Source organism: Psychrobacter sp. PAMC 21119 (genome assembly GCF_000247495.1).
Lineage (GTDB): Bacteria > Pseudomonadota > Gammaproteobacteria > Pseudomonadales > Moraxellaceae > Psychrobacter > Psychrobacter glaciei.
In genome coordinates this window covers 158719-171587 of record NZ_AHVZ01000011.1, presented here as the reverse complement: position 1 = coordinate 171587, position 12869 = coordinate 158719, and the positions used below count along the sequence as shown (strand labels likewise).

The following is a 12869-nucleotide window of genomic DNA, read 5'->3' as shown; positions in this document are numbered from 1 at the left end:
GAGATATTTATGAAAATTAGTGAGCAGTGGCTACGTCAATGGGTAAACCCCAACAATACCAGTGAGCAGTTGGCCGAACAACTCACCATGGCAGGGCTAGAGATTGATGATCGCTATGCGGTCGCCCGTGCCTTTAGTGGTGTGGTCGTCGGTGAAGTCGTCAGCGTCGAGCAACATCCAGATGCTGATAAACTGCGAGTTACGCAGGTAAATATCGGTGAAGCTGAGCTGCTACAAATCGTATGCGGTGCGCCTAATGTCACCGTCGGTATGAAAGCACCTGTTGCGACCGTTGGTGCAGTGCTCCCAAGCGATGACAAGAAAGGCTTTAAAATTAAAAATGGCAACCTACGCGGCGTCGACTCTAACGGTATGCTCTGCGGTGCTTCTGAAATTGATTTAACCGATAGCATTGATGGTCTTCTTGAGCTACCAGCTGATGCACCGATTGGTACAGATATCCGTGAATATTTAGGTCTAGATAACCAAATACTGGATATCTCTATCACACCAAACCGTGGTGATTGTTTTAGTGTGCGTGGTATTGCGCGTGAGATATCTGTCATTAACGACTTGCCTGTACAGATGCCTGAGATTCCTACCAATGTGGTAGTTACTGATAACGGTGCTGATACTGCTACGCCAGCGGTAACGGTCAGTGCAATTGAAGCGTGCCCGCGCTATTTACTACAATCAATCAGTAATATTGATCGTAGCATTGAGACACCAAAGTGGATGCAAGATGCGCTGGTTCAGTCAGGACTACGCTCGCACAACTTTTTGGTTGATGTGACCAACTATGTATTGATGGAATTGGGTCAACCGCTACATGCTTTTGATGCCGATACCATTGTTGGTGATGTCGTGGTACGTTTGGCACAGCCTGCTGAGACCATTACCTTGCTAAATGAGCAAATCATTACCTTAACGGGCGATGAGTTGGTGATAGCTGATGATAAAGGCGCTCTTGCGCTTGCTGGTATCATGGGTGGTCAGCGTAGTAGTGTGACTGATAGCACGACCAATATTATTGTAGAAAGCGCTTTCTTTGGTCAGCTTGCTATTGCTGCACGTGCACGCCGTTTTGGTTTGCATACTGATGCCTCACAACGCTTTGAGCGTGGGGTAGATTTTGAATTACCAGCGCTGGCACTGGCGCGTGCTGTTGATTTGATTACTAGCGTTACTGGTGGTCAGGCAGGTTTTATAGTCAAAGCAGAAAATACTGAGCACTTGCCAGCCCGTGCACCAATCACTTTGCCAATCGCTAAAGTCCGTGATGTTATCGGTATTGAGATTGAGCCAGCGGTTATGGTGCGTATCTTAACCCAATTAGGGTTCGAAGTAGAGCAGCAAGCGGATAGCCTTATTTGCACACCGCCATCTTATCGTTTTGATATGAGTATCAAAGAAGATCTCATCGAAGAAATCGCTCGTATCTATGGCTATGACAATATTCCAAGCGTCCTGCCGCACTTGCAGGTAAGCATGGATTATGATGATACGGCAGACTTGACGCACGAGATGAAGCTAGCACTGGTCGATAATGGCTATATGGAAGCGATCAGCTTTAGCTTTAGTGACGCAAAAATAGAAGCGTTACTTGATGATGAGGCATTAGGAGAAGTATTGGCATTAGCCAATCCTATCTCTAGTGATTTAGCAGTGATGCGCCGTACTTTACTATCAAGTTTATTGCCTTGTGTACAATACAACCTCAATCGTCAGCAGCCACGCGTACGTTTCTTTGAAACAGGTCTTAGCTTTGTTGGTCAAAGTATTAGCGATTTGGTACAGACGCCAAGTATTGCCTTGGTCGCAGTCGGTGATATTTGGGATGAGCAGGCTTATCAAAACCGTGCGCTAGACTTTTATGACCTTAAGCACGATATCGAGCAACTGCTACCAGCGCAAATCGATAGCATGCGTATCCGCTACGAGCGTAGTGAACTTGCCTTCTTACATCCGGGTCAAAGCGCCAAATTATACATCGATGATGCGTATGTCGGTTGGCTTGGTCAATTGCATCCTAATACGGCCAAACAGCTAGACTTACCGGCTACTTGGGTCGCCCAATTATCCCTTGCACCTTTGCTAACACTGGCTCGTGAACAGCAGGCGATTACCACGCCAAGTAAATTCCCACAAGTACGCCGCGATATTGCCATCTTAATAGATAGCGAGATCAGTTTACAGGCATTAGAGTCGACGATTCGTGCTGCTGCAGGTGAGCTATTGACTGATCTATGGTTATTCGATGTTTACCAAGGCGACAAAGTACCAGCAGGTCAGCGTTCATTGGCATTTGCATTGGTATGGCAGGATAGGTCGCAGACCTTGTCTGATGAAGCCGTGAAAACGGCGACTGATAAGGTGGTACAAGCACTAACTGAGCAACATGCTGCAAAACTGCGTGACAGCTAACACATAATATTCATAATAGCCTATGCTCTGTAGCCTTTCTTGTTATGAGGCTATAGAGCATTGCTATTTATAAAGATTGTTATCTTAGATAAAATTTCATAAAAAAAGTTAAGTGGTTATTAACAAAGGATTTTAATTCAGACTTTATTAAAAGAATAACAAAAAACCTTTATACTAACTAAGCTTAACCCTCATACCGCTAAACCATGATATTCGACATCACGACATAGCATAGGAGTCGTACTGTGAGCACCTTAACCAAATCTGACATGATTGAGCATTTGATGAGTCACCTTAACCTGACACGCCAAGAAGGCCGCTGTTTGGTAGAGAATTTTTTTGATGAGTTGTCAGAGAGTTTGATTGATGGCAACGAGGTCAAGCTTTCAGGCTTTGGCAACTTCGAGCTCAAAGATAAAAGCAGCCGTCCAGGACGCAACCCCAAGACAGGAGAGCCCGTGGCTGTATCAGCACGCCGTGTGGTCACCTTTAAAACGGGGCAAAAATTTCGTCAACAGGTTGATGAGCGTCTATTTGATGAATAGCTGTCACTCATCTCTATAAAATACTGACCAGTGAAAGATCTTATGATGTCGCGATGATTTTTCAAAATCATTATGCGTTGTCTACAGCTGTCAATACACAGTGGACAATAAGCGTTAAATGTTCTAAGCCATTATCAAACATATTAAATAATAGGCATAAAAAAAGAGAGCATAGGCTCTCTTTTTTTACTACAGTATGTCTATCGTCGGAACGATAAAATTACTGAGCTGGTTCTTCAACAACAACTTCGTCAGATGCTGCAACAGCAGTATCAGTTTCGCTAGCCATATCTACGCTAGTAGTAGTACCGTCTACAGGAACTTCAGCGTCCATTTCGTCAGTAGCAGTTGCAGCTTGTGCATCAGCGATATCAGCTTCAGCGCCGGCAACAGCAGCTTCAGCGTCAGCAGTCATTTCGCCTTCAGCAGCAGCTTCGTTTAGCTCTTCTGAAGCGTCTTGCACTTCTTCTTGCGCGTCAGATAAATCTTCAGCAGCGTTTTCTTTGTTGCTGTCACAGGCAGTTAGGCCCATAGTTGCAGTCATGATACCAGCTAGAGCAAGTAATTTAAGTTTCATAAGGTTTTCTCCGGGAAAATGAAATGAGCAGTAGCAGCAACAAAGGTTGAATGTCCGAGATGTCTCAGAATTCAACTAGTCTTAGTCACAGCTACTCAGCTTCCACGCATTCTATATGTTTTCTTTTCAAATGAAAAGACCCTGTACAATTGAGTAACAATAAAATTGTAGAAAGTATTTTACATAGCTTATCTAATATAATTTTTAATACAACAACCTCAATGAATCGACGTATAATTAATGCAAATCTAGCCATTTTCGTAACCAATTGGCGAACATGATGGTGTAGCGTTGCCTCTTAAATAGATTCTATTAAACAAGTTTTATTAAATAAAGCAGGTAACAGGTTAATTACTTATTAGAATGGAAGGATAGTCAAAGACTAGAAAAACAGCGGGTAGGTGAGGCATCTATTAAGCATGATTAATAGCAAATCGAGTCAACAAACAAGCAATGTAAATAACTACCCATGCGCATGGCAGGGTGTATCGTATGTTTCGGGAGTAAGAATATGAAATGGCAAGGCAGACGAGGTAGCTCCAACGTACGCACGAGTAGCGGTGGTGGCAAAATGATTGGCGGTGGTATCGGCGGTATTATTATCGCGGGTATTTTGTGGTTAGTATTTGGCGTTAACCCCATGACCGCTTTACAAACGGGCCAAGTAGTAGCAGGTGGCGGTAGCAATACCTCAACTGAGCCGGCGACCAGTGACGATCGTGATACGCAGTTTGTAAAAGTAGTGTTAGCCGACACAGAAGAAGTGTGGCATCAAATATTTAATGAAGGTGGTAGTACTTATCAAGAGCCGTCATTGATACTCTTTAATGGACAAGTCAGCTCGGCTTGCGGTAGTGCCAGCTCTGCAACGGGTCCATTCTATTGTCCAGGAGACCAGACGGTCTATCTAGATACTTCTTTCTTTGTAGAAATGCGGCAAAACCTTGGTATTACGGGTGATCAACAAGGATCAGGTAATAGCGAAAACCAAGGAAAAGCGGGAGATTTTGCGCAAGCTTATGTGATCTCGCATGAAGTTGGTCATCATGTGCAGACGCTATTAGGTATTAGTCAGCAGGTCAATGAGGCGAGTCGCCAAGTCACGCGTGCAGAAGCCAATAAGCTCTCCGTGTTACAAGAGCTACAAGCTGATTGCTTCGCGGGTGTATGGGCGCAGCGTAATCAAGAACGTGTCCAGTTCTTAGAAGCGGGTGATATAGATGAAGCCATCAATGCAGCCAGCCAAATTGGTGACGATCGTTTGGCGCGTGCGAGTGGAGGCGCGGTAGTCCCTGATAACTTTACCCATGGTACCAGTCAACAGCGTGTTCAATGGTTCACTCTTGGTTTGGAGAGCGGCAATGTGCAGACCTGTGATACCTTTAGTGGGGCGTTATAGACGCACTGGCTTTTGACCAATAAACCAAATGCTAAACACAAAAAAGCCTGCAATTGATTGCAGGCTTTTTTGTGTTTAGCATTCTAAGCAGAGTTATGCGTATACAGAATAACAGCAGTTAACCTAATTAGAGCTTATCTGCTGTTATTTAAAATATAAGCACCAGCACCACCTATTGCAGCACCACCAAGTGCGCCACGAGCGATGTCTTTGCTATCGCCGCCACTTTTAATAAGTGCACCAGCAGCAGCACCAGCAGCAGCACCTTTAGTCGTGTTGCTTAAGCCACTGGTATATCCAGTGTTAGCACAACCACTCATGATAAGAGCAGAACTAGTGATTGCCGTCATTACGATTGTTTTAGCAAATTTCATATGATTACCTATAGATTCATCAAGTTTAAAATACCAGATCCTTAAAAGAAGGCGTCCAGATTATTTTCAAATATATTCCTACTATCTATCATGATAGTCGGTTGCTAATCATATAGTCGTAGTAAAAACGCTAATCTTTGCAAATGCGGTGTAAGCGATGTTGCCACACTGTGTCATAGGCAGTACCTATAGCTTATATTGAATAGCAAATTTCTAATCATTAGATAATGGATATTTTAGGGCGTGTCCTCATTTTAAAAATGGTGATAGAAATGAGATAAATTGCAGTCAAACAAGGAAAATAGCGCAGTTAATATCTTGATATTACCCAGCTGTTTGACGAAGTTTAGCCATTTTTAGCCCATTTAGATATTCATCGATTGAATTGAGGACACGCCCTAGTCTTGTAAATAAAAAAGACCACCTATTGGTGGTCTTAATATTGAATCAAAGCTAAATACATCTGACAAGATAATCGGAAATTAGTTTTGTGATTTACGCTTCATTTGCTCAAAGAATTCATCATTGGTCTTAGCTTCTTTTAAGCGATCCAATAAGAATTCAGTGGCTTGTACGCCATCCATCGGCTGTAGCAATTTACGTAAAATCCAAACTTTGCGCAATTTATCTTCATCAAGCAGGCGCTCTTCGCGGCGAGTACCAGATTTTTTGATATTGATCGCAGGGAAGACACGTTTTTCAGCCAAATCACGCTCAAGCGTAATCTCTTGGTTACCGGTACCTTTAAATTCTTCAAAGATAACGCTGTCCATCTTACTACCAGTATCGATAAGGGCGCTGGCAATAATCGTTAAGCTACCACCTTCTTCAACATTACGTGCGGCACCGAAGAAACGTTTTGGACGTTCCAGTGCATTGGCATCCAGACCACCAGTCAATACTTTACCCGATGAAGGAATGACGGTGTTGTAGGCACGGGCGAGACGAGTAATAGAATCCAATAGGATAACCACGTCTTGCTTGTGCTCGACCAAACGCTTGGCTTTTTCGATGACCATTTCGGCAACCTGTACATGGCGCTGAGGTGGCTCATCAAAGGTCGAAGCAACGACTTCACCGCGTACCGTACGTACCATCTCGGTGACTTCTTCTGGACGCTCATCGATCAGTAGCACGATTAGATAGCACTCAGGATTGTTACGAGTGATGGATTGGGCAATGGTCTGTAGCAACATCGTTTTACCGGCTTTTGGCGGTGCGACGATAATAGAGCGCTGACCTTTACCAATCGGAGCAATCAGGTCGATGATACGACCAGTCAAATCCTCAGTAGTACCGTTACCTAGCTCGAGCTTTAATTGCTCGGTTGGGAATAGGGGAGTCAAGTTCTCAAAAATAAGCTTATGACGTGAGCGATCTGGGGTATCAAAGTTAATTTCACCAACTTTCAATAGCGCAAAATAACGCTCAGAATCTTTTGGTGGGCGAATGGTACCAGCGATACTATCGCCAGTCTTTAGGCTAAAGCGACGAATTTGGCTGGGGCTGACATAGATATCATCAGGGCCTGCTAAATAAGAGCCTTCTGATGAGCGTAAAAAACCAAAACCATCAGGGAGAACCTCAAGTACACCATCACCGTAGATGGCTTCACCGTTACGAGCATGGGTTTTTAGGATAGCAAAGATGATGTCTTGTTTACGGCTACGCGCCATATTATCAAGACCCATTTCTTTGGCGATGGCCAATAGCTCGGCGATTGAGTTTTTCTTTAATTCAGTTAGATTCATAGATAGGTCATTAGCAATTGGTCAGATGAGAGATGCCATTAGCAGCACGAATCACGATATTGATTAAAACAACGATTGTAGGGCGATAGAGGGTGTGGGCACAGAGCTGGATTTATGTAGTAAAAATTTTATGTGTCAGCTTACGTACGCGTTGCGGGTTTTGCTGCAAGGTCATAAGAAATGAAGATAAAGAAGGCCACATAAGAGTCTGCGTCAAAAACTCAGTATCAGTAATTGTGTTTAGTCATTTCGTTCAGTAATGGTGTTTATAATGACGATTGTGTTTTTGTTGATAAACACGAGGAGAATAGCGACAAGATACTTAGGAAAACCGTTAGTTTTCTCTTGTCAGCAGACTATACGGTTTTCATAATGGCATTGTCAATAATTTTTGCTAAAAAAGTCATATAATTGCGCTTTTTGCATAAAAAACAAGCAAAAAAGCCATTACCTATACAAGATAATGGCTTTTTCGATTAATCTGGCTTTCTGTGCATGTGCGGGTATTTAAATGAGTTAAAACCAGCAGTATCACTTATAGATGCTTATCTATTACTTTAGCCAATTCAGCTTTTGGTTGTAAACCCATTACTGAGTCAACTTTTTCGCCATCTTTGAATACAAATAACGTTGGGATGTTACGAATACCAAAACGGCTGGCTGCTTGTGGGTTGTTGTCAACATCAACTTTGACGATTTTGATTTTGCCTTGATACTCAGATGCTAGGTCTTCTAGAATAGGGGCAATTGCTTTACAAGGACCACACCACGTTGCCCAAAAATCTACCAATACTGGTACATCTGATTGTAAAACGTCTTGGTCAAAATTTGCATCGGTGGTATTAACAATAAGGTCTGACATAGTTTTTCTCTCTTGTTTTATTATTTCTATCGCTACTCATCGACATGCATATTGGTTTAATAATAGATTGGTCAGTAGCTAAAGAAGCGTTAAGAAGTGGTGAAAATGTGCCATTATATTAACATGTTTGCCCAGATTTGACAGATACAGGCCGGTTAAATTGCTCAACAATTACTATTAGCACAATAAATCAACACATAACGACACAAGTACTGTTTTACCTGTCACCTTTGCCATCTACTGTCGTTTTAGCTCTGTGCTCGGACGTGGTTCTCATGGTTTGGTTCAGTCTCAACTTTTAGCAATAAACCTTATGTCGATAGGTCCGTTTAGATGCAATCTTCGGCTTAGCATTTTTAATGCATGACAGTATTTATTCTCAAGCTCAACAATATAAGTAGCTTCTTTTATGCCTTTTACTGATGAAAAAATCCTAACCCTTAACGCCCAAGAAAGCGCCTATCCGCTTGAGTTCTTCAAAGAATTCGCGAAAGACGTTACCGTTTACGAGGATGAAGATATCTGGGTGGTCGATAAGCCAGCAGGACTGCTGAGTGTCGATGGCAAAACGCTAAAGGTGAGTTTGCTGGCGCGACTAGAGCGTGCCAATCCTGCGGTTAAGTTGATTCACCGACTGGATATGGATACCTCTGGTTTATTGATTTTTGCAAAAAATGCCGCTGCGCAAACCAATATCAGTAAGCAGTTTATTGAACGTCTGCCGCAAAAAAAGTATCAAGCACGGGTTTTTGGCGCATGGGAGAGCGTGGGTGCAAAAGGTGAAATTTCAGTGCCAGTACGCTATGAGCCAAGCACCAAACCGCGCCACATCGTTGACCACGACTGGTCAAAGCACGCGCTAACCTTGTATGAAGTGCTTGCGCATGAAGACTGCAACGGTCAAATGGTCACGCGAGTGATGTTAAAACCAGTCACTGGGCGCAGTCATCAGTTGCGCGTCCATATGGTGCACGTCGGTCACGTCATGATAGGCGATCCCATTTATGCTGAAGGGAATGCATTGACAATTGCACCACGGCTCAATCTGCATGCGCAGCAACTGCGTCTCAAACATCCGGTACTAGGCGCGTGGATGGACTGGGAGAGTCCCAGCCCTTTTTAAGGCGTCTGCTTTGCGCTATAGGTTGTTTAAACATTATTACCAATATTGTGTTATGGGATAAAAAATAAGTAAGCTAACTATAGGGATAAAATTATGCTTAATATCACAGCGACCAGACAAGCCATCAAGAAGCGCTTTAAACACAAAAAATCACCAGCAGTGCCACCAGTAGATTGTGATGTGCTTATCGTTGGTGCAGGGCTTGCCGGTATCGGGATGGCCTGTCAATTACAACAACGCAAGTCAAAAAAGAAAGTGAGTAAGCAGGCAAAAACGCCACCATTTATCGTATTAGAAAAGCGCTCGGATCTAGGTGGTACTTGGGATTTATTCACGTATCCTGGTATTCGCTCTGACTCTGATGCCTTGACCTTTGGCTATAGTTTTAGACCGTGGTTGGATCATCGAATGCTGGCAGCAGGTGAGGACATTAAGAGTTATATCGCTGATACGGCACGTGAATTTGGCATTACTGAACATATTCGCTATCAGCATGAGGTGCAGCAGCTGTCATGGTCAAGCCGTGATCAACAGTGGTCAGCCACGATCAAAAATCATCTGAGCGGTGAGGTGTCTACGTTGACCGCAAACTTCGTCGTCGGGGCAACCGGCTATTATGACTATGAGCAGGGTTATCAACCGCATTTTGAAAAGGAAGAAGATTTCCAAGGTCAAATCGTCCATCCGCAGCATTGGCACGACGTTGATTATCATGATAAAAAAGTGGTCATTATTGGTAGCGGTGCCACAGCGATGACGTTGTTGCCTGCGATGGTCAATGAAGACGACGGTCAATGCGTGCAGCACGTTACGATGTTGCAACGTTCGCCGACTTATGTGGCAAGCGTACCTGGCAATGATTATGCGCTTGACTGGCTATCTGCTAAATTCTCGCCTTTATCAAAACAGCAAGCTTATACGCTGCTGCGGGCGCGTAACGTCTTAAGACAGCAAGGTGTTTATCAGTTTGCTGCCCACGCACCGAAAGTGTTAAAAGCGCTATTAACCTATGGCGTGAAAAGAGAGTTAAAAGGTAGTGGTGTCGCTGTTGATCATTTTGTTCCTGCTTACAATCCATGGGATGAGCGACTCTGTGCGGTGCCAGATGGTGACTTATTCAATACCTTGCACAGCAAAAGAGCAGGGGTGGTCACTGACCAAATCAGCCACTTTACTAAAACGGGCATCATGCTTGAGTCGGGCAAGCATCTTGATGCTGATATTATTGTCACCGCAACGGGATTGAAGCTGCAAATGCTCGGCGGCGCATCATTGTATATTGATGGTCAGCCAGTCAAAGTGGGTGCACGTATGACCTATAAAGCAGTCCTAGTTGAGGATGTGCCCAATATGGCTGTGATGTTCGGTTATATCAATGCTTCGTGGACATTAAAGGTAGATTTAGCCTCTCAGTATGTCGTACGGCTGCTTGATTATATGCAGACCCATCGTTATCAGGTCGCTGTGCCACAAGCTGAGACCAAGCGTGAAAAGGTACAAGTTCAGTCAGATACGGTGATGGGTGCGCTATCGGCGGGTTACATTAAGCGAGCTCAGGACGAGTTACCTAAGCAAGGCGATCGCTACCCTTGGCATGTGACGAATAATTATGTCAGCGACCGCATCATGCTCAAACACCGTAAAATAAAAGATGATTGGTTACGTTTTAGCCGTTAGCATTTTGGTGGCCATCAATAAAGTCAGCGACTTGGTTGCTTAGCATTTGCCATAAGGTTTCTTGCGCACTCTTGCTGCCCCACGCATTGTGCGGACTAAATATGACCCGTGGATGATTAGCAAGGGTCAATAAAGGGTCGTCTTGGACAATCGGCTCTTGCTCAAACACGTCGCTGGCGTAGCCGATGATTTGCTCATTATTGATGGCATCGGTCAGTGCTTGGCTATCGACAACGCCGCCGCGAGCCACATTGACGATAAGTGGTTGCTTGGTCATTTTTGCCAAGGTGTCTTTATTAATGAGATGTTGGGTTTGCTCGTTTAATGGGCAATGTAAGCTCAACACATCAGCGCGGGCAAGCACCTCGTCAAACGCGGTATAATCGTCATTACGTGGTGCCTGTGCTTGATGTTCTGCCCACAATACCGTCATGCCAAAAGCACGAGCAATCTCGGTGACGCGTTTGCCGATAGTGCCGACCCCAATAATTCCTAGCGTTTTATCTTCCAAATCTATCAGTGGAATATCAAGCAGGCAAAAATTACCGTTTGCCTGCCATGTGCCGTCAGCGACTTTTTGATGATAATAAATACCGGCACGCATAGCCGTCAGCATGAGCATAAAGGTATGCTCAGGCACGCTCTTGACCGCGTAACCTGCGACGTTATATAGCGCGACATTATGCTCAACACAAGCCTCTTGGTCGACGTTATTCATACCGGTCGCTGTCAGCTGGATAAACTTCAGGTTGGGGAGTTTGCTTATTACGTCAGCGTCAATTTGGACTTTATTAGTGATGATAATATCAGCGTCTTTGCAGCGCGCCAAAATGACTTCATTGTCTTTTGGCGTGTCATCATAAGTCACATAATCACTGATGCCTGTCGGTGCTGGCAAGTCGACGCCATCAGAAAATGTACCTTTATCTAAAAAAACCGCTTGCATGGCTATTCCTTATCTCATTGTTATTGTAAATGGGTTTGCATGATTATCGGCTTAATGTAGCACGTTGGTGATTTTAGTCAAAAACCGCAAAGTAAAAAACCTCTACTTCAATATTGAAATAGAGGTTTTTTACTTTGCGACAGGAGTTTTTGTGCTTATGTCGTTTTTACGCTTATAAAGAGAAACGTTTGCGCAATTTGCCAATTAGACTACGTACGCGACTGCTTAAATCAATGCGCACATCGTTTTCAGGGTCATGTTCGACTTCATAACGCTTCACCAACTCTGGACTGGCTTTCAGTTTTGTATGATGTTGGAATGCACGATTGACACTAATCTCAAGTAGGCTGGCGCGCATTGGCTTCGGTAAGCAGCGATAGACTTGACCCTTATTAATCAAATCAATCAGCAAGCCTGCATCTTGGAATTCGGTCTGTACTAAAACCACCAAGTGCGGCGCATCTTGTTTTAAGGTAAAAATAATGGGTGCGATATTTTCGCCGCTGACATTAATATCGGTGATACAAACACCAATATCTTCGTTCGCCAGATAATCATAGGCCTCTTCTAAGCCTTCAGCGTGCAGTACTTTATAGCTGTTAGAGAACTGCTTGCGTATCTGCTCAATCAGCTCGTTGGTCTCATCAATCACCAACAGTGTTTGCTTATTACCGGAGCTATCAAATTGGTCGGCATCTTCGTCTGGATTATAGGTCAAGGCGATTTCGGTGGCGCGGCCAATGACGGCCAGTAGCTCTTCAGATTTGCACGGCTTGGTTAAATAACGATAAATCTCACCATCGTTAATAGAGCCAATAATGGCGTTTAAATCGGCATAGCCCGTCAATAAAATGCGCATGGTAGACGGAGAGATGTCTTTTACTTCGCGTAAGATATCCACACCGACTCGCTCAGGCATACGTTGGTCACTGACCGCGACGTGTACATGATTGTTTTTAATATAGTCGATATACTCAGTCGGGTCGGTGGTGATAAAGACGTCATGGGTCTTACGAAACAGCAGTTTCATAGACCGTAAAATGCGTTGTTCGTCGTCGATAAAGGCCAACTTCGGCTTTGACTCAGCGCTGCTTTCAACTGTGGTTAAGTCATTTTCTAATTCATTCATGATGATATCCTTATGATGATGAATAGTAGTCGTTAAATATCTAAATATGTTCTACGTAACAG

General features: G+C 43.9%; 11 protein-coding genes. 5 read left to right on the top strand and 6 right to left on the bottom strand.

Features of this window, described 5'->3' with window-relative positions:
* Positions 1-9: 9 nt before the first annotated feature.
* Together pheT and RH96_RS04605 are read left to right on the top strand one after the other, a co-directional pair.
* On the top strand, positions 10-2424 hold the full coding sequence (gene pheT, locus RH96_RS04610) for a phenylalanine--tRNA ligase subunit beta (RefSeq protein ID WP_010197861.1): 2415 nt from the start codon (positions 10-12) through the stop codon (positions 2422-2424).
* A gap of 245 nt (positions 2425-2669) precedes the next feature.
* Positions 2670-2969 carry an integration host factor subunit alpha gene (locus tag RH96_RS04605; RefSeq protein WP_010197859.1) on the top strand — a complete coding sequence of 100 codons (300 nt, stop codon included), beginning with the start codon at positions 2670-2672 and terminating at the stop codon, positions 2967-2969.
* Positions 2970-3189: 220 nt separating this feature from the next.
* Here the strand turns inward: RH96_RS04605 and RH96_RS04600 are convergent, their stop codons facing one another.
* Positions 3190-3546 (bottom strand): hypothetical protein, encoded by a 357-nt coding sequence (locus RH96_RS04600; RefSeq protein WP_010197857.1) that lies wholly within the window; start codon positions 3544-3546, stop codon positions 3190-3192.
* A gap of 511 nt (positions 3547-4057) precedes the next feature.
* Here RH96_RS04600 and RH96_RS04595 point away from each other — a divergent pair.
* The gene (locus RH96_RS04595) at positions 4058-4945 is read left to right on the top strand and encodes a neutral zinc metallopeptidase (protein ID WP_010197856.1); all 888 of its coding nucleotides are present in this window, start codon (positions 4058-4060) and stop codon (positions 4943-4945) included.
* 134 nt (positions 4946-5079) lie between these two features.
* Here RH96_RS04595 and RH96_RS04590 read toward each other — a convergent pair whose 3' ends face one another.
* The 3 genes from RH96_RS04590 to trxA form a co-directional block, all read right to left on the bottom strand.
* On the bottom strand, positions 5080-5319 hold the full coding sequence (locus tag RH96_RS04590) for a hypothetical protein (RefSeq protein ID WP_010197855.1): 240 nt from the start codon (positions 5317-5319) through the stop codon (positions 5080-5082).
* Positions 5320-5801: 482 nt separating this feature from the next.
* On the bottom strand, positions 5802-7070 hold the full coding sequence (gene rho, locus RH96_RS04585; protein ID WP_010197854.1) for a transcription termination factor Rho: 1269 nt from the start codon (positions 7068-7070) through the stop codon (positions 5802-5804).
* Positions 7071-7605: 535 nt separating this feature from the next.
* The gene (trxA, locus tag RH96_RS04580; RefSeq protein ID WP_010197853.1) at positions 7606-7932 is read right to left on the bottom strand and encodes a thioredoxin; all 327 of its coding nucleotides are present in this window, start codon (positions 7930-7932) and stop codon (positions 7606-7608) included.
* 409 nt (positions 7933-8341) lie between these two features.
* Between trxA and RH96_RS04575 the strand changes: the two genes are divergently transcribed.
* Complete coding sequence (locus RH96_RS04575) at positions 8342-9055, top strand: RluA family pseudouridine synthase (protein WP_010197851.1); 714 nt, start codon at positions 8342-8344, stop codon at positions 9053-9055.
* A gap of 93 nt (positions 9056-9148) precedes the next feature.
* Entirely contained in the window at positions 9149-10732 is a 1584-nt protein-coding gene (locus tag RH96_RS04570; protein ID WP_010197849.1) for a flavin-containing monooxygenase, read from the top strand.
* Here the strand turns inward: RH96_RS04570 and RH96_RS04565 are convergent.
* Positions 10722-11678 (bottom strand): D-2-hydroxyacid dehydrogenase, encoded by a 957-nt coding sequence (locus tag RH96_RS04565; RefSeq protein WP_010197847.1) that lies wholly within the window; start codon positions 11676-11678, stop codon positions 10722-10724. The two genes, RH96_RS04570 and RH96_RS04565, sit on opposite strands and share 11 nt — an antisense overlap.
* A 172-nt stretch (positions 11679-11850) precedes the next feature.
* Positions 11851-12807 (bottom strand): response regulator, encoded by a 957-nt coding sequence (locus RH96_RS04560; RefSeq protein ID WP_010197845.1) that lies wholly within the window; start codon positions 12805-12807, stop codon positions 11851-11853.
* Between the last annotated feature and the right edge of the window lie 62 nt (positions 12808-12869).